This window comes from Staphylococcus sp. OJ82 (genome assembly GCF_000294465.1).
Lineage (GTDB): Bacteria > Bacillota > Bacilli > Staphylococcales > Staphylococcaceae > Staphylococcus > Staphylococcus equorum.
In genome coordinates this window covers 287,889-308,428 of record NZ_ALPU01000010.1, presented here as the reverse complement: position 1 = coordinate 308,428, position 20,540 = coordinate 287,889, and the positions used below count along the sequence as shown (strand labels likewise).

At 33.5% G+C, this 20,540-nt stretch carries 36 protein-coding genes and 1 pseudogene; 36 read left to right on the top strand and 1 reads right to left on the bottom strand.

Going from position 1 to position 20,540, the window contains the following annotated elements; all coding sequences use genetic code 11:
* The first annotated feature begins 1 nt into the window (after window position 1).
* From SOJ_RS08930 to SOJ_RS14405, 19 genes and pseudogenes are all read left to right on the top strand, one after another.
* Window positions 2-253, top strand: coding sequence for a hypothetical protein (locus tag SOJ_RS08930; RefSeq protein WP_002507754.1), 252 nt, complete (start codon window positions 2-4; stop codon window positions 251-253).
* Window positions 254-343: 90 nt separating this feature from the next.
* On the top strand, window positions 344-589 hold the full coding sequence (locus SOJ_RS08925; protein WP_002507753.1) for a helix-turn-helix domain-containing protein: 246 nt from the start codon (window positions 344-346) through the stop codon (window positions 587-589).
* 184 nt (window positions 590-773) lie between these two features.
* Window positions 774-1,517, top strand: a complete 744-nt coding sequence (locus SOJ_RS14090) for a DnaD domain protein (protein WP_002507752.1) — start codon at window positions 774-776, stop codon at window positions 1,515-1,517.
* Between the two features lie 11 nt (window positions 1,518-1,528).
* Window positions 1,529-2,314 carry an AFG1/ZapE family ATPase gene (zapE, locus tag SOJ_RS08915; RefSeq protein WP_002507751.1) on the top strand — a complete coding sequence of 262 codons (786 nt, stop codon included), beginning with the start codon at window positions 1,529-1,531 and terminating at the stop codon, window positions 2,312-2,314.
* Window positions 2,308-2,550 carry a hypothetical protein gene (locus tag SOJ_RS08910; RefSeq protein ID WP_002507750.1) on the top strand — a complete coding sequence of 81 codons (243 nt, stop codon included), beginning with the start codon at window positions 2,308-2,310 and terminating at the stop codon, window positions 2,548-2,550. The genes zapE and SOJ_RS08910 overlap by 7 nt, the downstream gene beginning before the upstream one ends.
* Before the next feature lie 80 nt (window positions 2,551-2,630).
* Window positions 2,631-3,371 carry an ORF6C domain-containing protein gene (locus SOJ_RS08905; protein ID WP_002507749.1) on the top strand — a complete coding sequence of 247 codons (741 nt, stop codon included), beginning with the start codon at window positions 2,631-2,633 and terminating at the stop codon, window positions 3,369-3,371.
* An 11-nt stretch (window positions 3,372-3,382) separates the two neighbouring features.
* The gene (locus tag SOJ_RS08900; protein ID WP_002507748.1) at window positions 3,383-3,772 is read left to right on the top strand and encodes a hypothetical protein; all 390 of its coding nucleotides are present in this window, start codon (window positions 3,383-3,385) and stop codon (window positions 3,770-3,772) included.
* Window positions 3,765-4,268: a single-stranded DNA-binding protein gene (gene ssb, locus SOJ_RS08895; protein WP_002507747.1), complete on the top strand. Its 504-nt coding sequence runs from the start codon at window positions 3,765-3,767 to the stop codon at window positions 4,266-4,268. The genes SOJ_RS08900 and ssb overlap by 8 nt, the downstream gene beginning before the upstream one ends.
* A 46-nt stretch (window positions 4,269-4,314) precedes the next feature.
* The gene (locus SOJ_RS08890; RefSeq protein WP_002507746.1) at window positions 4,315-4,806 is read left to right on the top strand and encodes a hypothetical protein; all 492 of its coding nucleotides are present in this window, start codon (window positions 4,315-4,317) and stop codon (window positions 4,804-4,806) included.
* An 11-nt stretch (window positions 4,807-4,817) separates the two neighbouring features.
* Entirely contained in the window at window positions 4,818-5,210 is a 393-nt protein-coding gene (locus SOJ_RS08885; protein ID WP_002507745.1) for a hypothetical protein, read from the top strand.
* Between the two features lie 2 nt (window positions 5,211-5,212).
* Window positions 5,213-5,431: a hypothetical protein gene (locus SOJ_RS08880; RefSeq protein WP_002507744.1), complete on the top strand. Its 219-nt coding sequence runs from the start codon at window positions 5,213-5,215 to the stop codon at window positions 5,429-5,431.
* A gap of 39 nt (window positions 5,432-5,470) precedes the next feature.
* Window positions 5,471-5,677 carry a hypothetical protein gene (locus SOJ_RS08875; RefSeq protein ID WP_002507743.1) on the top strand — a complete coding sequence of 69 codons (207 nt, stop codon included), beginning with the start codon at window positions 5,471-5,473 and terminating at the stop codon, window positions 5,675-5,677.
* Window positions 5,678-5,681: 4 nt separating this feature from the next.
* A complete protein-coding gene (locus SOJ_RS08870) occupies window positions 5,682-5,933 on the top strand; it encodes a hypothetical protein (protein WP_002507742.1) in 252 nt (83 codons plus the stop codon).
* A 179-nt stretch (window positions 5,934-6,112) separates the two neighbouring features.
* Window positions 6,113-6,247 (top strand): annotated as a pseudogene (locus SOJ_RS14210) (dUTP pyrophosphatase); the annotation flags it as partial.
* A 36-nt stretch (window positions 6,248-6,283) separates the two neighbouring features.
* Window positions 6,284-6,475, top strand: coding sequence for a hypothetical protein (locus SOJ_RS08865; protein ID WP_002507740.1), 192 nt, complete (start codon window positions 6,284-6,286; stop codon window positions 6,473-6,475).
* 268 nt (window positions 6,476-6,743) lie between these two features.
* Window positions 6,744-6,956 carry a DUF1381 domain-containing protein gene (locus SOJ_RS08855; protein WP_002507738.1) on the top strand — a complete coding sequence of 71 codons (213 nt, stop codon included), beginning with the start codon at window positions 6,744-6,746 and terminating at the stop codon, window positions 6,954-6,956.
* 2 nt (window positions 6,957-6,958) lie between these two features.
* The gene (locus tag SOJ_RS08850) at window positions 6,959-7,156 is read left to right on the top strand and encodes a hypothetical protein (RefSeq protein ID WP_002507737.1); all 198 of its coding nucleotides are present in this window, start codon (window positions 6,959-6,961) and stop codon (window positions 7,154-7,156) included.
* 26 nt (window positions 7,157-7,182) lie between these two features.
* The gene (locus SOJ_RS14410) at window positions 7,183-7,326 is read left to right on the top strand and encodes a hypothetical protein (protein WP_002507736.1); all 144 of its coding nucleotides are present in this window, start codon (window positions 7,183-7,185) and stop codon (window positions 7,324-7,326) included.
* Window positions 7,327-7,347: 21 nt separating this feature from the next.
* Window positions 7,348-7,509 (top strand): hypothetical protein, encoded by a 162-nt coding sequence (locus tag SOJ_RS14405; RefSeq protein ID WP_002507735.1) that lies wholly within the window; start codon window positions 7,348-7,350, stop codon window positions 7,507-7,509.
* Between the two features lie 12 nt (window positions 7,510-7,521).
* Here SOJ_RS14405 and SOJ_RS08840 read toward each other — a convergent pair whose 3' ends face one another.
* A complete protein-coding gene (locus tag SOJ_RS08840; RefSeq protein ID WP_002507734.1) occupies window positions 7,522-8,127 on the bottom strand; it encodes a hypothetical protein in 606 nt (201 codons plus the stop codon).
* 396 nt (window positions 8,128-8,523) lie between these two features.
* Between SOJ_RS08840 and SOJ_RS14725 the strand changes: the two genes are divergently transcribed.
* The 17 genes from SOJ_RS14725 (at window position 8,524) to SOJ_RS08760 (ending at window position 20,539) form a co-directional block, all read left to right on the top strand.
* Entirely contained in the window at window positions 8,524-8,670 is a 147-nt protein-coding gene (locus SOJ_RS14725) for a hypothetical protein (RefSeq protein ID WP_238536965.1), read from the top strand.
* Window positions 8,671-9,296: 626 nt separating this feature from the next.
* Window positions 9,297-9,464, top strand: coding sequence for a hypothetical protein (locus SOJ_RS14580; RefSeq protein ID WP_002507731.1), 168 nt, complete (start codon window positions 9,297-9,299; stop codon window positions 9,462-9,464).
* 34 nt (window positions 9,465-9,498) lie between these two features.
* Window positions 9,499-9,741 carry a hypothetical protein gene (locus SOJ_RS08830; protein ID WP_002507730.1) on the top strand — a complete coding sequence of 81 codons (243 nt, stop codon included), beginning with the start codon at window positions 9,499-9,501 and terminating at the stop codon, window positions 9,739-9,741.
* Window positions 9,734-10,216 carry a Holliday junction resolvase RecU gene (locus SOJ_RS08825; RefSeq protein WP_002507729.1) on the top strand — a complete coding sequence of 161 codons (483 nt, stop codon included), beginning with the start codon at window positions 9,734-9,736 and terminating at the stop codon, window positions 10,214-10,216. Before SOJ_RS08830 ends, SOJ_RS08825 begins: the two co-directional genes overlap by 8 nt.
* Before the next feature lie 22 nt (window positions 10,217-10,238).
* The gene (locus tag SOJ_RS08820; protein ID WP_002507728.1) at window positions 10,239-10,688 is read left to right on the top strand and encodes a hypothetical protein; all 450 of its coding nucleotides are present in this window, start codon (window positions 10,239-10,241) and stop codon (window positions 10,686-10,688) included.
* A gap of 201 nt (window positions 10,689-10,889) precedes the next feature.
* A complete protein-coding gene (locus SOJ_RS08815) occupies window positions 10,890-11,354 on the top strand; it encodes a hypothetical protein (protein ID WP_002507727.1) in 465 nt (154 codons plus the stop codon).
* The gene (terL, locus tag SOJ_RS08810; protein WP_002507726.1) at window positions 11,351-12,745 is read left to right on the top strand and encodes a phage terminase large subunit; all 1,395 of its coding nucleotides are present in this window, start codon (window positions 11,351-11,353) and stop codon (window positions 12,743-12,745) included. The genes SOJ_RS08815 and terL overlap by 4 nt, the downstream gene beginning before the upstream one ends.
* A gap of 53 nt (window positions 12,746-12,798) precedes the next feature.
* Window positions 12,799-14,508, top strand: a complete 1,710-nt coding sequence (locus SOJ_RS08805) for a hypothetical protein (protein ID WP_002507725.1) — start codon at window positions 12,799-12,801, stop codon at window positions 14,506-14,508.
* Window positions 14,509-14,517: 9 nt separating this feature from the next.
* Window positions 14,518-16,404 carry a phage minor capsid protein gene (locus SOJ_RS08800; RefSeq protein WP_002507724.1) on the top strand — a complete coding sequence of 629 codons (1,887 nt, stop codon included), beginning with the start codon at window positions 14,518-14,520 and terminating at the stop codon, window positions 16,402-16,404.
* A complete protein-coding gene (locus SOJ_RS08795) occupies window positions 16,397-16,651 on the top strand; it encodes a hypothetical protein (RefSeq protein ID WP_002507723.1) in 255 nt (84 codons plus the stop codon). Before SOJ_RS08800 ends, SOJ_RS08795 begins: the two co-directional genes overlap by 8 nt.
* 256 nt (window positions 16,652-16,907) lie before the next feature.
* Window positions 16,908-17,555, top strand: coding sequence for a phage scaffolding protein (locus tag SOJ_RS08790; RefSeq protein WP_002507722.1), 648 nt, complete (start codon window positions 16,908-16,910; stop codon window positions 17,553-17,555).
* A gap of 3 nt (window positions 17,556-17,558) precedes the next feature.
* Window positions 17,559-17,927 carry a hypothetical protein gene (locus tag SOJ_RS08785; protein ID WP_002507721.1) on the top strand — a complete coding sequence of 123 codons (369 nt, stop codon included), beginning with the start codon at window positions 17,559-17,561 and terminating at the stop codon, window positions 17,925-17,927.
* A gap of 29 nt (window positions 17,928-17,956) precedes the next feature.
* Window positions 17,957-19,033, top strand: a complete 1,077-nt coding sequence (locus SOJ_RS08780; protein ID WP_002507720.1) for a major capsid protein — start codon at window positions 17,957-17,959, stop codon at window positions 19,031-19,033.
* Window positions 19,034-19,053: 20 nt separating this feature from the next.
* Entirely contained in the window at window positions 19,054-19,338 is a 285-nt protein-coding gene (locus tag SOJ_RS08775) for a Rho termination factor N-terminal domain-containing protein (protein ID WP_002507719.1), read from the top strand.
* A gap of 10 nt (window positions 19,339-19,348) precedes the next feature.
* Complete coding sequence (locus SOJ_RS08770; protein ID WP_002507718.1) at window positions 19,349-19,729, top strand: hypothetical protein; 381 nt, start codon at window positions 19,349-19,351, stop codon at window positions 19,727-19,729.
* Complete coding sequence (locus SOJ_RS08765) at window positions 19,726-20,070, top strand: hypothetical protein (protein ID WP_002507717.1); 345 nt, start codon at window positions 19,726-19,728, stop codon at window positions 20,068-20,070. Before SOJ_RS08770 ends, SOJ_RS08765 begins: the two co-directional genes overlap by 4 nt.
* A complete protein-coding gene (locus SOJ_RS08760; protein ID WP_002507716.1) occupies window positions 20,060-20,539 on the top strand; it encodes an HK97 gp10 family phage protein in 480 nt (159 codons plus the stop codon). Before SOJ_RS08765 ends, SOJ_RS08760 begins: the two co-directional genes overlap by 11 nt.
* Window position 20,540: the final 1 nt, after the last annotated feature.

Genomic DNA, 20,540 nt, shown 5'->3' with positions numbered 1-20,540 from the left:
TATGCGTAGTAACAAAGGTACATTCATTTATAAAGGTTTTAAATTTAACAAAAACATTGAATTAACTGGTAAGGGCGTAGCTTTAATGCTTACGCCGTTATCAGAAAATGAAATTATATACCAAGAAATGATTGAAAGTGAACACGAATTAGAATTTGTAACGGGCGAATCGTTAAGATACTTAGATGATTGGATAGAAACGCATACAACAGAACATGAAAGAGTTTTTGCCAAGTTAATTTATTGGCATTAACTTTTCACAACTAAAAAGTAACATAATCCGTTACAAGTAAATCGATTTCTGTTACACTGTATTTATCAGTTAATCACGGGAGGAAAAACAATGATATTAAAAAGAAAAGTTGTTTTGAAAAGTATTGATTTTAGAATTTTGTTGTTACAAAAAGAATTAACATTTACTGAATTAGGTAAACGTTGTGGCATTACACAGAATTATATTTCGATGATAGTAGGACACCGAAGAAGTCCGGCACCAGCAGTAGCACAAAAGATTTGCGATAACTTAGGTGTGGAATTTGATGATATTTTCGAAATTAGGGACGTAACAGCCGGTAGTATGAGTAAGTAAAAACAAGCATGTTAAAAATTAACATTAGTCCATGTTAAAAATTAACATTGGTACATGTCAAAAATTAACATTGGTACATGTTAAAAATTAACACGTAATATAGATTAATTATAACTAGATTAATTATAACTAGATTAACTATAACGACAACAGTAAATCGTCGTGGTTTTTGGGAGGTTAAGAGTTGGAATTAAATAACCAAGTCAATAATAAAATAATTGACGAAACAGAAAAGTACGAAAGATATTACGTTAAAGCATTTAACGATTTAATACTTTCAAGTCTTACTGGTAATGAATTAAAGATATATCTTTATTTAAGAATGTATGCCGGAAAAAAAGACAAAGCATTTCCAAGCATTATAAGAATTGCTAAAGAAATAAACATGGCAACTAGAACAATAAATACTAATTTACAGTCATTATGTAAAAAGAAATATTTGTATATAGAGAAACAAAAGACAGCTAAAGGCTTTCACAATATTTATCACATATTAGACCCTTACTATAGCGAGCATAGAAACTTTGAAACGAAAAAACAAAGTAATGTAGCGCCTATATCTAGCAAGAATGACAAACAATTCAAGCAAAAAGAACAACCGACATCATCGTTTGATTTTTACCAAGAAAATGGTTTTGGAATGTTACAACCATTTATAGCCGACCAAATAGGGGCGTGGTTAGATGACTTCAAAGAAAACGGCGATGAAATAGTTATCGAGGCTATGAAAGTATCATTGATGAATAATAAGACTAATTGGAACTATGCAAACGGAATATTAAAAGCGTGGTATCAAAAAGGTATTAAGAGCGTTGAAGATATTCAAGCGCTAGAAAATCAAAGAACTAAACAAAGTAATGGCACCGACGGACAATTAAGAGGGCAAGCGTTGAAAGATGCAATGCAAGACCCGGATTATTGGGATTAGGAGGTAAACAAATGCAAAAATTAATAAGCCCAAAACTTAAAGAACAACTAAAGCAGTACGAGGCTACAAACGTCACACATGATTTATATTGTGAACGTTGTGGGCATAAATACGATTTACACAAGTTTGAAAGTGGTTATACAGTAAAAGACGGTTGCGAGTGTGAAAGTATCAGACAAGCAAAAGAAACAAACGAAAGACGCAAAAGGGAACATGAGCAACGTAAAGTTGACGCAATGTTTAACCAATCACAGATTAACCCGTCAATCAAACAAGCTACAGTGAATAACTACCAACCACAAACGCAAGAACAGAAAAAAGCGAAAGAGGTAGCCATTGAATACGTTAAAACCTTTTCGTTAGATAATCCTAAATCGTTAATATTGCATGGTTCTGTTGGCACAGGTAAATCACATTTAGCATTTGCAATAACTAAAGCACTAAAAAATCAAGGTTACAAAGTAGCATTTATGCACATACCTAAATTAATGAATCGAATTAAATCAACTTATAAACGTGACGCAACGGAAACAATCGAGGATATTATAAAGCAATTAACCAAATTAGATTTATTGGTTCTTGATGATGTAGGTGTAGACGACAGCGCACACGCAATAAGCAAGCTATCGGATATCGTTGATAATAGAACAGGGTTAAACAACATATTCACAACAAACTATACTAACAAGCAACTAAACGATGATTTGAATTGGCAACGTGTTTATTCACGAATGAAGTTTAATGCTAAACGATTAAATGTATTAGGCGATGATTACAGGGAGGGCGACGCATGGTAACGTTAATTAAAGATATACAAGAGGTTTTAAATTGTAGTGAGATATACGCACAAAAGATTGTAGAGTACGCAGACGGCGACGATGACAAGTTAAATTATCAAATCGACAGACAGTTATACAAACAACGAAATAATCAAGCGATTTTGGAAGTTAAACCACAAGAAGAAAATAGAGGTATCAAATTAAAGCAAAATCATAATCCTTTAGATTATATCCCAAAACATAAATACGCTTGATATTTGGACTGTGAGGTACTTTAAAATAGAAATTAGTAACGGATTACGATATAAAGTAAAAATATAGGAGGTTCAAGACTATGAATGAATTAAAAGTTTTAGAACAGAAAGATATATTAGGTAATGATTTTATGATTTATGGAACAGCAGAAGAACCGTTGTTCTTAGCGAAAGATATAGCAGAATGGATAGACTACAGTAAAACAAGTCAAGGCTATTACAACGTGTCTAAAATGCTTATGACAATTGATGAAGATGAAAAAACGACTATTACAAATAGTAATAGTGGCGGTAGTAAAGCCTTTTTAACAGAACAAGGAGTTTATGAAGTATTAATGCAATCACAAAAAAAGATTGCAAAAGTATTTAAGAAACAAGTTAAAGAGATTTTAAAAGAAATTAGAAAAACCGGAAGTTACCAACCACCAATGACAGCTAACGAACAATTGACGTTAACAATGCAAGCACAAATGGAAACGAAAGAACAAGTTGATTACTTGCAAGATGAAGTACAAGACTTAAAAGAAAACCAAAGGCTAGATACAGGCGAATATAATCAAATCAGTATTTCGGTATCTAACAGGGTTAAATACATCAAATCGGCGTATAACTTTTCAAATGCAAACGAGGTTAACAAAGAGTTATACAAGGATATCAACGGTCAAATTAAGCGTATGACAGGTATCGTTACTAGAACGCAATTAAAACAAAAACACTTTAACGATGTGCTGGATATGATTTTAAATTGGTACCCGTCACAATCGACAGTATTTTTAATCAAGCAATCAATTAATGACGATAACGAACAACAAGCTATGTAGGAGGATAAAAAGTGAATAAATTATTATACGATTTAGAAAGTGATTTAATTTTAGACAAACTAGACGAGAGTATAGACGGTCTGAAATTCTTGTTAGAAAATTGGAAAGTTGAAAATGTGCACGAAACTGAAAAGACAATTTCAAAAACCTTAGATTTAAAAGTTAAAGATTTAAAAAAACAAGAAACTTATTTCAGAATCAACAAACTTTTACTTTATAGTCTATTCGTTAATGACGAAAGATTTAATTCGAATTATAAAAATATTGAACGACTAAATAAAAATGATGTATTAAATTTACTTTCGAAAATTTACCAAGAAACAGACAAAAAAATAGAAATGCTTAAAACATTAATAATGTTTAAAAGCTTTATGAAATTGGAGGAATTAAAAAATGATTAATTCGGTAACGTTAAGTGGTCGCTTAGCAAAAGAAGTTAAATATCAAGTAACAACAAGTGGTGTACAGGTAGCAAGGTTTACGCTTGCAGTACAAAGAAGTTTTAAAGACAAAAACGGCGAGTATCAAGCTGATTTTATAAATGTTATAGGTTTTAAAGGTACGGCGCAAATTGCGAATGACCGTTTGAACAAAGGCGATTTATGTAATATTCATGGACGTATGCAAACAAGACAATTCGAAAACAAAGAAGGTCAAATGGTGTATTTAACAGAAGTAGTTACAGACAACATTCAGTTAATCAATACAGGTAGAAATAACCAAGAATCACAACAGCAAAACAACTTTAACAATCAACAACCACAACAACAGCGAGGACAAGCGCAAAATAATTGGCAACAGCAAAACAACCAAGCAGAAGGTAATCAACAACAAGGAAACCCTTTTGCTAATGCTAATGGTCCAATTGATATACAAGATGACGATTTACCGTTCTAAATTAAAAATACAAAATATATAAAATGAAATAAAAGGAGTAAGAACAATGAACATAGACTTAGTAAAGGAATTAACGGAAGAACAAAAAGCACTAATGAAACATAACAGCGTAACAAACAAGATGTTTAACAAACGAATTAATCAAGGTTGGTCACTAGAAGAAACAATATCATTACCAAGAACTTTCAAAATGGCAAACGACGGATTAATTTATAAGCAACTGAATGTTAAAGGTAATTTATACCACCTTTCAAGTGAACAGTATTTGCATTTAGTAGAAATTGGCGTTGATTTAAACCGAATTTATACACGCATTGCGAAAGGGGAGCCTTTTGAAGTTGCGATAAAAAGAAAAGTAAGTGAGAACATAGAAGATTTTGAAGAACGATTGTTTATCGAAGAATATAACGAAAATAAAAAACAGAATGTAACCAAAGCAAAAGAGTTAAGAAATGATACTAAACAAGACAAAGCTCAAAAAGTAAAATTTAGTAAGTATTGGAAAGTCACATATAACCAAATGATGAAACAATTCTAGGAGGTCAACAAATGAGTTTACAAGTTGAAACAATAAGTGGATATACGGACAACATGGCAGACTTTGAAAATTTGTTAAATGATTTTATAAGTAGTCATTCGATAATCTATCCAATCGACTATAAAAGCGTTAGTCCACAAAATGACGCACCACAGATAATAGCGCTAGTCACATATGAAACGAATAACGAGCAATGGCAAGATATTTTTAATCAAGTTAAAGACTATGATTATAACGAATTGTTAACAGCCGTATTAAAATTAAGCAACGTAAATTTTTCAACAGACACGATAGGTAATATAGTCACACGATATACAGACCCAACGGAATCAATTACAAGTGATTTGGCAAAGTTACACGATGTACAAATCGAATTTGATAAAGATTTAGACGGGGAGGTATAACATTGAAATTTTACCTTTACGACCATTCAAGAAACAAAGTAGCGACAGTTATAAAAGTAAATGCTATTGATTTCCATTTGAAAGGACACACAGGCACGAATATAAGCTACAAAGATGAAATGTTAACCGAACATCAACTGGAAGAATTCAAACGAAATTTCGACGTTGTAAGCGAATATGAATTAGGACAAATAAGTTTAGATGATTTATTGCAATATTGAGTAACGTAATAAGTTTCTTTGTAACGTTAGGAGGTTTATATGTACTTAAAAACACATGAGCTGATACAAGAACAAGAAGTTTGGTTTGTTAAGAAAGGTCATTCGCAATCACATTTTGGGGTTGTGGACGACCTAATATATAACGACGGCGACTGTACGGCAGTAATTAGAATTGGAAGAATCAAAGTAGAAATTAACGACAACTTTATTATCTTTGATAACAATTTAAAAAGCGTAGAGGGGTAATAAAATGATTGAAAAAGTTTGTAATAAAGATAAAGCATTGGAAGTAGGTATAAACGACGTAGCATATATAGAGTTTTTCAAACGTGAAACAGGAAACATTGATATGTTCTTAGGCAAAGACAGAAACAGCAACACACGAGCAATTGAAGGTTTTTTCATTGGCGATTATGAAATTGAATACAATCGTGAGGTACCAAAAGTAGAAGATTATAAACAAAATGAAATAGAACAATTAGATTTATTTAGTTTTATGTAAGGAGGTTTAGACATGGCATACAAACCAAAACGTGAATACGTGATTTATAAAGGCGATGAAGTAATTTGTGGGGGTACAGCAAAAGAAGTAATGGAAAAGTTGAATATTAAATCAAGTACATTATAAAGGGTCGAAAAATAGACAATGGCAACCCGTTCGAAATAGTTAATGGCAAAAAGTACCAAATCAATAAAGGCGACAAGTTAGCTCAATTGGTTATTGTTCCGATATGGACGCCGGAATTACAGAAAGTAGATGAATTTAGCAATGAAACAGCAAGAGGGCAAAACGGTTTCGGGTCAACAGGAATCTAAAGATATATACGAAAAAGTAAAAGAGGTGCTAGGTAAATGACAGGTGTTATAAAAAGACAATTAGACGAAATACAAGACAAAGACGCATTTATTAAATGGTTGGTTAATATGCACTTTGTACAATCTTTAAAGCTAGAAACTGAATCACATGGCAATGTAGCAGAAATTGAAAGACAGCAAGTTAAAAGTAAGGCAGACGAGTTATTAAAGGAGTCTAAAGATGATTAACAAAGCGAGAAAAAACCGATAGAAATTGAGTTTGTAGAGTACACAAACAGTACAAACATTGTCGATTTATACGATTGGTCTAACGACCAAATCGAATTAGTTTTTGAAAATGATACATTACAAAAGCATTTGTATGTAAATACACTAGAAGGCGACATGTTAGTTAATGCAGGCGATTATATCATTAAGGGGATTAATGGCGAAGTTTACCCATGTAAGCCGGATATATTCCACAAAACATATGAAGTGGTTTGATTAGGGGGCAACAATGAAATATTTAGTTAAGAAAACAGAACACGATACAGGCGAAGTATTTGCAGATGCGAAGAAAGTAAAAGAGAATGAAAGTTATATGATTGTCGAGGCTGAAAATTCAGTAGAATTAAAAGCTAAATTGGATATGCAACAATTTGGAAATAATATAAAATATTATGCAGATAAGTTGAATGAAGTTTCAAAAAGAATGAAAAGAGGAGGGTAAACATGTTAAACGTTTTGATTTACGTTGTGGGCGCTATAGCATTTGCTTTCTTGTTGTACCAAACAATCAAATTTGCACAAGAACTTAGGGCAACATATAAAAAGGGTTATATAAAAGTAGTAGTAACGTTCACAATTGCATTAGTTTGCGTATGGTTGCTTTATATTGGCGCTATGATGTGCCTTATAATGGATAATTAGATTAAGGATAAAGAGGGATTGTAATTATGGAAAAAAATAAGTATCAAATTATACAAGGGCTATGTAAATATAAAGGTATCACAATTGCATATTTAGAAAGAGAATTAGGTTTATCAAACGGACAGATTAAGCGTTGGAAAGATAGTGCCCCTAGCGTTGATAACGTCTGAAAAGTTGCTGAATATTTTAATGTGTCTATTGAATATCTTATAGGTAAAGAAAATAATAACGATAACTATATACTACCAAGCATGACTGATGATATGTTTGAAGTAGTAGGGAAAATGCAAGATATGACAAAGGAACAACAAAAGCAAGTGAGAGATATTGTTAATGTATTAGACAGAAAATAAAGGAATAGATAACTATTCCTTTTCATTTTGTTCAAGTTTAATTTCGTGTTTGTTTTTAGCCTCAACAAGCACCCAAGCAATAATAAAATGTAAAACGTGAATGAGAATTAAAAATTTAATTGGTATAACACCTTGGTAAACAATTGAGTACATGGAATAACCACCATCAATACCGAAAGCTATTCTTTCATTCCATTTTATAGCGTAATCGAATAATGGAGTATAATCTTTAATTACTTCTTTGTTAGATGTATTTATTTTATAGGTGTCGCTTGTTGTATCTAACCTAATTTTTGAAATGGATACACTATCAATTACAGATTGTTGTATTGTTTTTGAAAAGTTGTATTGTTGAAAGACTTGGTTTGAAAGTTGTTGTATATCATTTTTACTTATAATATCACTTACTTTAGGCGCTAATTTCATAGGCTTTACCAACGATTCTATGTCGATAGTACTAGCGATTTTGAAATTTCCAAGTAATTCTTCTTTATCCATTTGTAATGCTTTTTTTCGTTGCTGATTCAATTCTCTAAAGTCTATGCCTTTAGTTTTTTTTACCAAATCTTTAATATCTTCCGAACTAAATATCATTTGTGAGTTGTTTTTGCTATTCAAAATAATATCCCCTTTATATTAATATATTTCTACCTAATTTATACCATAAACACATGACATTTAAATAACAAAATAAAAGGAGTGAAGATAAATTGAATAATAATCTTAGTGAAAACGAAAATAAGGTAATAAACATTATTGTAGCAATCGTAATGGTTGCCCTAGCATTATTTATAGTATCGGTTTTGGGTGCCGGTGCATATTGGTTATGGGATATGCTATTATGAAATTAATATTAACTGTTTAAATATCACGAATATTTATTGTCTATAAAACTAAAAAAAGCACACATACTATATAAGAAGGATATAGAGGTCATTTAACCTAAAATTGCATAACAAGTAGATGTTGCCAATTATTCTTTATATTACGGCTTATGTGTTGCTGGTATATCCATTGATTAATAGTGTGATTACAACACAAAAAGGCATTGAACATAAAGACGAAAAAGAAATAGCATTTGGAATATTTTTATTTGCAGTTACTTTAATTATTTATATGGTCGTCACAATGTATTTGTTAATTGACACAACGGTGTTCTAACAAGTATTTTTTATTAGACTTGAGTAACGTAATACGTTAGTATATTGAATAGGTCGCTCAAACCTAACTTTTATATTTATTCAAATTTAATACTCCCACTTAGCAGTTTAACAACGGTTTGCATATAGACAGACCGTTGTTTTTTATTTGTAATAAATAACGTTATACGTTATATTAAATATACGCTTATATTATTCCTTGTACTTTTTACTTACATTAATACCAATAAGAACGGTTTATGTATAAATCAACGCAATACTATATTATGTGTTACTAAACAACGTCAATAAAAGGCGTTGTTTTTTTATTGCATTTGAGTTGAAAAATAACGCAATACGTTATAATATATATTTATAGATTATTTCATCTATACCTTTCTTAGTATTTTTTAGTTTGAGTTTTTCGTATATTTGTTTCCTTATATTTTTAAAGTTTTTGTTTTACTTTTAATTACAGACGTAATTTAAAGCTATGTTTACAAACTCCTTTATTTATTAAGTATGAACTTTTAACCATTGATTAATTTCAATGGTTTTTTTGTTTATATACCATGAAATATACTTTTAGAACTGGTATAATAAATATACAAGTAACATAATACGTTATAAATGTGAAAGAGGGATAGCATGAAAAAATTCATTTTAAAATTAACACGTGCATTTCTGGTTATATCTATTTGGGAATGTTCGAAAACGATATATCAATTTACTAAAGGTTATATGAATTACAAACCAAAAGCACACGTTAAAGATACTTACGAAAGACCGGACAGTTATTTATTTAAAGTTAAGTAACGGATTAAGAAACACGTACTTTGGAGGCGTTACAATGCACATCAACTATGAGAATTTAAACTTCCAAGATGAACACATAAGTGAAGAATCAAACGATAGATATTTCATGTACTCAATACCCGGCGAGCCTAGTTTGGTAATGATAAATGAAAATGACGAGATTATAGGCGGTTGGGAAGTTAAGAACTTAAATATTGTGCCAATACATGTTGGTACACCGTCGTTTCATAATTTGACTGATTTATTACAAAGAAAAGAAGTAATCATAAATGACTAATACAATATACAAGAATAGAGGGGCTTTCTTAGAAAAAGTAATAGAGAAGTCCAACAACCAATATTTAGAACGTGGTTTAGCATTGATAGACAAGATACCAACACCAATGAGTGGTAACACACGAAAGAATACATTTCGCTATACAAAGAAAAGTACAGTTGATTTTACAGGTGTAACACAAGGTCAATTTGTTTCATTTGATGCTAAACAATGTAATACACCTAGATTTGATTTTAGTAGATTACAAGAGCATCAAGAAAGCTATTTAAAGAACGCACATAAGCAAAAAGGCTTAGCGTTTATATTAATACTATTCACTAAAGAAAACGAACTGTATAAGCTAACAATAAGCGAATACGAGTATTTAAAAGAAAACATGGAACGGAAATCAATTCCGTTAAATTGGTTTAGAGAAAATAAAACACAAATTAAAAGCAAAAACGGTATTTATTACGATTATCTAAATATCGCATAACAAATGAAAAGTGGGTGCTATATTGATATACGAACCAAAGCAAGTTATTAATATGCTTAAAACATACAATGATGATGTTCACACATTGCATTGTTTAGTAGAAGAATATAACGACAGCATGGAACCGGGCGCCGGTGCAATGGCATACGGTACTGATGCAACAATGCCAAAGGGTAATGGTGTTAGCGACCCAACATTTAGAAAAGCTAAACAATTAATGAAAAACAATAATGTGATTCATAATTTAGAACAGAAAATAGCGTTTATAGACAATAACGCATACAAGCTACACAAAGACCAACATATCATTGTATTTGCTTTGAGAATACAAGGGCATACTTGCCAATACATCGCCGGTACATTAAGGGTACAACGTACTAGAGTACAAAACATTATTAACGAGATAGCTCAAGTTATGTGTAAATCAGATGAAGAATATAAGCAGTATAAAGAAAAGCATGATATTGCTTAATAATAAGTGACGTAAATTACACATTATGCACATGTGGTAGTTATTTAAAACAGGTGGTAAAATCAATTAAGAACATCTACAAGTGGTGTTCTAAATGTTTTTCTTTGTTTGCTTTTTTCTTTTTGTTTATTTTGTTTAAAACGTCACTTTTAATTAAGTGGCGTTTATTTTTTACCGTATTTTAATTAAGGAGGTGGAACAATGGCAAGACGTGTAAGAATTGAAGATTGGTTAAAAGAAGAAAATTTAATACGTGTACAAGGTTGGGCGAGGGACGGACTAACAATGGAACAGATAGCCCATAACATAGGAATAGTTAAGTCAACATTGTACAAATGGATTGAAAAGAGCAAAGACTTTTCGGACGCCTTAAAAGTAAGTAGAGATAGTGCAGACAGGCAAGTAGAGAACGCTTTGTTTAAAAACGCACTAGGCTTTAAATATATAGAACAACAGTTAACAGATACAGGCGAAGTAGTAGATGTAGAGAAATACGCAAAGCCTAATACAACAGCACAAATATTTTGGCTTAAAAACCGTAAGCAAGAAGTATGGCGAGAGAAACAAAATATTGAACACGCCGGTGGCATAGAACAGAAAGTTGATTTATCGGGATTAAGCGATAAAGATATAGAAAAATTAGCGAATATGAGTGATGAAGAATGACGATGACAGCAGAACAAAAGAAGTTAATTATACGAGAGGCAAGACGTGAAAGCGCAAGGCGTAGTTATCGCAGTTATGTTAAATCGGCGCATCATGGAAACTTTGAACATTACGCACACACTGATTTAATATGTGATTATTTGCAACGTATAGCAGACGGCGAGCAAATGCACTTAATGATTGAAATGCCACCCCGTCATGGTAAATCAATGACTGTTACCGAAACGTTTCCGTCGTACTTCTTAATGAAAAACCCTACAAAAAGAGTTATTACATCGGCTTATTCCGAAGGTTTAGCCCGTAAATTTGGTAGATTAAACCGTAACAAGTTTGAAGAATTTTCGAGTGATTTATTTAATCTTGGTTTATCGGCTGATAACAACAGTACAACCGATTGGGGTTTAGCAGATTACAACGGTGGCATGATTGCTACAGGTATTGGCGGTAGTATTACCGGACAAGGTGCCGACTTAATGATAATTGATGACCCTATTAAAAACTCAAAAGAGGCACAAAGTAAAACAATACGTGAGAACATTTGGGACGAATGGGAAAGCACTTTATCTACACGTTTACACGACGGCGCAAGCGTTATAGTTATTATGACCCGTTGGCACCAAGATGATTTTATAGGGCGTTTATTAGAGCAATCGCCTTATAATTGGAACCGTTTAAGGTTGCCGGCAATTGCAGAAGATGACGACGATTTATTAAATCGTGAAGTAGGCGAACCATTATGTAGAGAATTAGGCTTTGATGAAGAATGGGCAGACCTTAAAAAACGTGAGGTAGGTTCGAGAACGTGGGCATCATTATATCAACAAAGACCGTCGCCGGCACAAGGTACCATATTCAAACGTGAATGGGTACAATACTATGATAGAGTGCCACCACAACATGATGATATGTTAGTAAGTTGGGACTTTACCTTTAAAGATAGTGAATCAAGCGACTATGCAGTCGGGCAAGTGTGGATTAAGAAGGGTGCAGACTTTTATTTAATCGACCAAATACGGGCAAAAATGGACTTTACACAAAGCGTTAGAGCAGTAGAAAGCATGAAGAATAAATATCCTAAATGTAGAAAGATATTGATTGAGGATAAGGCAAATGGTCCGGCAATCATTACAACATTAAAACAAAAGATTAGTGGCATCATACCTATCACACCAAGAGAAAGTAAGGTAGCAAGGGCATACGCCGTAACGCCATTCTTTGAGGCGGGTAATGTATTTGTTGGTAAGAAGGTTCCTAGTGTTGATGATTTCATTGATGAACTAACAATGTTTGATAACGCAGTACATGACGATACCATAGATGCTATGACACAAGCGTTAAACTACTTTGCATCTAAACCAACGGCTAGTGTGATAACGGGTAACGCATGGTAATATATAACGTATTAGGTTAATAGATAACCTAAATAGAATTAAGGAGGTACACAATGCAATTTAGAAATCAAGATAACACATGGGTTAAGTTTGATAAAGAAGTCATTAAACAAGTACATGACGATATGTATTACTACAGGGGGTTATACGAGGGTAGACACCACGAGTTGTTTCCACGTGCAATTAACCTAATCGAACAAGGCGAGATTATCGACGTGTACAGCACACAAAATGAAGTAGCATCAAAGAACGTTCGCACACCTTACCTAATGATTAACATTAGTCGTGTGATAGTTGATTTACCTAGTATGCTTGTAGCACGTACACTTAACGGAATTAAGACCAATTACCCAAGTGATAGTTTAGCCCAAGACGATATGTTAAACAACACACAACAAGCTACAGTAAGCACACAAGGACAACAACAAGAACAGTTTATTGAACAAACAGAAACAAACGACTTTAACGGTCAAACAACAGACAAGCAACAGGAAGTTATAGACCAAATTAAAAAGAATAGTAATATCAATCACACTATGAATCTAAACCAATTACAAATTGACGGTGGAATCGTAGCCGTACCAATGATTAAGAACGGCAAAATAGCAATTGATATTAAAGAACGTAACGTTTACTTTCCACATGATGACGGATTAGGCGTTGATTTGGTATATGAGTTGGAACCAACACAACAAGAAGAAGAAAAAGGTTTTAGATATGTACACGTTTACACTGAAAGAGAAAGTGAAGATGCTATTGAAACGCTAGATAGATTATATAAATCTAACGATGAAAACAATCTTGTGTTAGTTGAAGAACCGGAATTAATCCAAGAGAAACTACAAATTGATTTAGCAGACGCACACAAAGTGTTTAGTGGACGACAAAGAACGTTTGTAAGTTACCTAGCGAACGACCCAACGTTTACGAATAAACTAGGCAATTCGGCTTTACGTGGTATATCCGGTAAGCAAGAAGAAATAAATTGGACGGTAACACGTACAGCGCAAACATTCGAGCGTAACGGAAAGCCTAGAATATCTATACCAAAAGGAACAATGGAACAGCTTAAAGCAATTGCGCAAGAAAAATACGACGATGAAAACAAGATAGACCACAGGGACTTAGAAGTAACTGAAATAGATGAAAACGGTCAATCAATGCAAATACACCAAATCGACACAAGTAAGATTGGCGATATGGATTATGTAAAAGATATTATTCGTATGATGTTAGCAGAAACGCAAACGTCCGAAAGCGCTATTGAGTTAGTTAAACAACAAAGCGGTGGCACGCAATCCGGCATTGCTAAATTCTATGACTTAATGTTATCTGTAATCAAATCCGAAAAGATTCGTGATGAATATGTAGAGTTTCTACAAAATGCCTTTGAATCGGCGTTATGGTTTGCAAACGATAAAGACAATGAAATCATTATCGAAAGACCTAATATCATTGTTAAAGATATGTTACCAAAACCACAAGAAGAAGTTAGCACCGAGAACATAGCGAAATATAACGCCGGTGTACAATCATTAGAAGAAACAATAAGACGTATCAATCCGGAAAAATCGGAAGAATGGGTACGAGAAGAAATTGAACGTATACAAAGCAATCAGACGCAAAGTGATAGCATGAGTTTAGATTTAGGTAATCAAACGCTACAAAACTTCATGAATAATCGTGATGACAACGGCAACCCACTTGATGAAATGGGTAATCCTATTGAACAAAATACAAATACATCAACATTGAATGAGTAGGTGTTATAAATGGCATTAACACCGGAACAGGTTAAGAAGTTATCACAGTTTTTACAGAATCAAATTAAAGAATTAGTAAGTGGTGTTAACATCGAAAGCGATAAGGACACACAACGCATGTATATGGCTATAGAAAAGTTATTTGATAACATAGGGTCAAGCGTACAACAAGAAGTGCCACAAACGATATACGAGCAATACGCAAATGGTTTATCTAACGCACAACAACAATTAATCGATGTAGGATTAATTACAAGTAACGGCGCATTTAATGTGCAAAATGCAATTGCCCAAGAGTTTGTTCATACAGACGCTATAACATCAATCGTCACTGATACTATGCAAGACTTAGCAAGTGCATTTAGGACAGCTAAACAATATTCTAAAAAGAATGTGGACGTTGCAGTAAAAGATGTACAAGAAGAAATAGCAAAAGGTTTAATGGTTGGCATGACTAATAAGCAGATGTCACAAAGAGTTGCTAGAAAGTTTGGCGAACAGGGTATGACTTCATTCGTTACAGTAGACGGCAAACATTTGCCATTGGACTTTTACGCCGAAACAGTAGTAAGAACAAAAACACAAACGGCATATAATCATAGTCATTTAAACAGGTATGCCGAAGATGATATAAAACATGTAACTGTAACGGGGAACATTCCAACATGCGGGGAATGTGTAAGATATAGAGGGCATGTATTCGCTACTGAACGTGGCGACCAATTCCCATATATCAATTTATATACAACGTTTCCTAAACACCCTAATTGTCAATGTAACTTTAGACCGTACATCATAGACTTTAAAAGTGACGATGAAGTTAAAAGAGATTTGGAACATTCAAAAACATTTGATGAATCTACAGACAATCGAACACAGGCAGAAAAGGAACGATACAACACAGACCAAAAGGCAAAGGCTAAAGCAAGACGTAATAGCCTTTCGTATAACAAGATGCGTAACCGTTTAGGTAGTGACGGACCGCAGACGTTCCAAGAATACCTACAGGTTAAGACGAATGACAAACCTAAATATCATGAATGGGTAGCGCAGATGAAAAAAGTCTATGACCCTAACAAAACATCAGATGAAACACAAAGCGCACAGGAAGAACACACAAGCGCAAACAATGTATCTGATACAAATATTCAAGATGATAATAAACAAGCCGAAAACGATACTCAAAATGCAACACAAGATAATAATTCATTTGAACCTATCGAAACATTAGACGAATTAATAGATTTAGTGCCAACTTTATCAGAAACAATTGATAATACATTTGGAACTAATTTTGCAGATGCACCAAAAAATGAACTTAAATTTGAACTTGATGATTTTGATAAAGAAAACAAAATACCGTTCGACAGAAAATCACAGGAAGTTATTTCCGAAATGTTTGGATATAATGAGTTGCCACAGTTAATTACACAAGATGAATTTGATAAATTAGACGAAAGTAATAAATTAATGCGTGGGCTTGCTGATTTTGGCGATACATCGGCAAGTGAATTAATAGAACAATACAAGACCGGCGAACATTATATAGGTCGTGGAATATTTGGGCATGGTACTTATACAGCAGTAATGACCGAAGAAAATAAAGAAGTTGTTTTATCACGTTACGCTAAAGACAACGCAAGCAATATAATGAATATGAAAATTAACGATGATGCTAACGTAATAAATAAAAAAGATTTGAACAAGATTAAAAAAGAATGGGAAATGGATATTAAATTATCCGATTTAGATAATAATACAAAAGATTTATTAAAAGGTATTACAAGAAATTCTTCAAACTTAGCCGTTATGTTAGGCTATGACGTGTTGTTTATTGAAGGGCAACAATATTATGTATTATTAAATCGTGGGAAAGTGAGTGTTGTAAATGACTAGAGAAACACAAACGTTTTGGTTAGACAAAATATTAGCGTTAGCAATTGAACGTTATAACACAGCGCAATCATTTGATAACAAACAAAGTTTTGATGATGTAGTCGAGGCATACGCAGACAATGACCCGTTAGAACATATATTTATGTTAATGCCTAATGATTTATATAAATATGTAGATGATGCCGACAAAGATATAGCGAATGAATACAATAAAAACACAGAAGATTACACACCATATATGAATTAAATACAGTGGCACAAGTGACGTATATAACATGGTTTGCTATAAAGTAACGTTATACGATACAATGTAACTTGCAACGAAAGTTGTAGTCATTATATATCCCTCATGTATTTGGCGAACATAAATTTTGAAGGTACACATCAATAAAAGGTGTGTGCCTTTTTTGTTTACCTTATACGTGATTCGTAGGCGTTACGTTACAACGCTAATCCTAATCGGTGTCGCACACCGTAGAAAAAAACGTAAGGAGGAATTGTAAATGAGTTTTACAAGAGAAGAATTAAGAGGCATCGGAATTGACGATGATAAGATTGAAGGTGTCATGTCACTACATGGGCAAGAAATACAAAGTTTTAAAGATAAAGTAAGTCAAAAAGATTCTAAACTTAAAGAGTTACAAACTACTGTTGATTCTTACAAAGAGGACAACGAACAAAAAGATAATGAATTAAAAGACTTACAAGAGAAAGCAAAAAACGGCGATGACTTGCAACAAACTATTAGTGACTTACGACAAGCGAATCAAGAAAAAGAAGAACAACGCCAAAAAGAAGTTAAAGAATTAAACTTCAATCACAGTTTAGAAAATAAATTACGTGATGTTGGCGCACGTAACATTAAGGCGGTTAGGGCATTACTTGAATCAGATAACCTTAAATTCAACGATGAAGATAACGAGGTTATAGGATTACAAGACCAACTAGAAAAATTACGTGAATCAGATTCTTATTTATTCGTTGAAACTTCAAATACCGATGACCCGGCTCAAAGCTCACAACAGCAACAAGCCCAATCACAATCAAACAGTTATAACCCCGGTACTAAACAAGGCAATAACGGTTTCAATAACAGTGACGAGGCAATCGGGAAAAGTAATGCACAAAGATTATTAGGTAAGGAGGAATAACCAATGAATTTAAAACCAAAAACATACAAAACATTTGGTAAATCAGTTGAGTTTTTACGTGACGGCAAGAACGTTGAATATACTGTAGGTAATCCTACTTTAGACGGTTCAACATTCACAGAAGTAACAGAAGTGCCAAATGGTACGGCTATTTTCCGTAATGAAGAAACAGGTTTATTTGAACTTGTAACAGGAAGTACACCGGCAACAATGAAAGGTGCAGTATTAACAGCGAACGATGTAACAGTAGAGCCTAACGAAAACGAAATCGTTAGTGCAGTACGCAAAGCATCAGTTATTGAGGCACGTTGTAAAGGTGTTACAGATAACTTTAAACAAGCGTCACAAGGTCGCTTAGTATTCGATATTTAAGATTATTTACATCATAAGGAGGATTATTAATGGTATTAGAAGATAAACGCTTACAACAACCGAGTTTAAAATCGTTTGTTAAAGAGGCTGATAAATTACGTTCACAAGATACGCCGAATCAGTACCCTTTAGCGAGCGCATACCCAGTTGAAGAAGTAGAAGAAATTGAAAATGTTTACAACATTGTAGAGCAACAAATTAATGCGTCGGCATCAATTACAGGTTTTAATGCAGGCGCACCAATTAGAAACAAAGGGCAAGGCAAACAAGCAATTGCAAGCCTTACTAAAATTCAAAACGCTAATTTCTTAGATGAAATTGAAATGTATCATTACAGAAACCCACGTAATGACGCAGAACGTCAAAAAATCGTTGACGGTGTGTTAATTGATACTAACGAATTATCAGTATCAGTTGATGACACAGTAGAGTATATCCGTTCTCAAATGGCTTACAATGGTCGTGTAGACTATGCAGACCCAATGACGCAAACACGTTTAACTTTCGACTTAGACCGTCCGGAAGGAAACAACATTACAGTAGCGAACGAATGGGGAACGGAACAAGGCGCACCAATTACAGATTTACAAAACGCCGTTAAGCAATTCCAAAAAACTAATGGTCGTAAGAAACCGGAAGTTATTAACATGAACTCAACAACTTACAACAAGTTAGTTAGTTCCGGACAAATCAAAACAGAATTATTTAACGACACAAACAGCCCACGCATTGTTAAAGATGACGACGTTATAGCGTTATTCAATTCTGTTAAGTTGCCACCAATCGTTATTGATGACACAGAAACGGCGATTGAAAATGAAGTTGGCGAAATTGAAACGCACGAACACTTAGCAGACGACAAAGTAGTATTACGTTCATCTGTATTAGGTTCTACTATGAGTGGACCAAGTGTTGAAAACAATTTCGAAAAAGGCAAATTTGTTATTACTGTAATTGACAAAGACCCAGTAACAGAAAAAACAATTGTAGGACAAGTTGTTATGCCAGTTACTAAAAACGTTAACGGTACAGTTTACTTAGATGTAGCGCCAACAAGTGGTGGAACTACAGACGGTGGAAGTACAGGCGACGAAACAACAGCATAATTAATTAGAGGTGTTTTATGATGAAGAAATGTAGAGTTATACAAGGCTCAATATCACATCATAAATCATTAGTTAGCACAGGCGATTATATTAATCTAAACGATGATGAATATAGTCGCCTTAATCATTTGGTGGAGGTTGTCGAAGAATCAGACGATGAAACACCGAGTGATAAAAATAGTGTTGACTATGAATCAATGACAGTTAAAGAGCTACAGCAACTAGCAAAAGATAATAATATCGAAGTTGGTCGTAAGGCTAAAAAATCAGATTATATTAATGCTTTAAAAGAATTAGAATCGTGAGGTGTAAGGTATGGAAATAAACGAACAAGAAGTTAAAAGTTATTTATTAAAACTACCCACACCGGATTATTTCGACGACTTAACAGAAGATGCACTTACAAAGCATATATTTAGCGCACAGGAACAAATTAACGATTTCCTAACCAACTATCCTAATGTAGATTTATCAAAGCGTATGATAGCCCTACAGACTTTATACAACGTTGAATCAGAGTATGAAGGCATAGCGATGTTGAAAAGACAGGGAATCACTGATTATACTGTCAAAGATGTGAAAGCCGTATTAGAACAAGACGAAATATTAAGCCCTAACGTTGTTTCTATTATTGAAAAGGAACACGAGAAAAACGGTACACCGAAAACAACAATGCGAGTAGGTAGGTTAATATGATTCCACCAATGCGACAAAGCGTTACAATGTCTGTACCAATACTTGATGAAAACGGTAATGAAAGTTACAACGATTACGGACAGCCGTTAACTGATACATCAACATTCAAATGTCGTGTTAATGAACACGCTGAATTACAAAGAAGTAAAACCTTTGTATATGATGACGCAGTAGACGAAGTAGACGTAATGCACAATGTACCGGTTCAAACAGGTGTTCAAGTTGAGTACACGACAAGACGTGGAACAGTTAAGACGGGTACCGTTAAAAGTTATACGGAAACTACTAATTTATCGGCAAGTAGAACTTATTTTAGAACGTTGATTATCAATGGCAAATAAACATTTTGGTATCAATAACCAAGATACACAAAGTTTTATTGCCAAGATGAAAACGGCTGATAAAGAATTAGTTACCAATATGATTAAAAAGGCAAATAGAGTAGGCTACCAAGTTGAGGCAGATGCGAAAGCATTGGCACCAAGAGATACGGGGCAGTTAGAACAATCAATAAGAAGTACCGGCGCAAAATATGCAAACGGTCAATTATCATTATCTGTTGGTTCGCCGTTAGTTTATGCGTTGCGTAGACACGAAGAACCGGCAAGAAAAGGCATATACAATAAATACGCTAGGGGCGTTACTTATACCGATTATTATTACAACGGACGGGGCGAGTTAACACGTGCTAAACCTAACGTAGGTAGTTTTGAACCGGGTAGAAAATACTTAACCAATGCAAAACTACTTAATCAAAATAGGTGGCGCACTCAATTGGCTAACGTCGTTACTGAAACTTATGGAGGTTAAA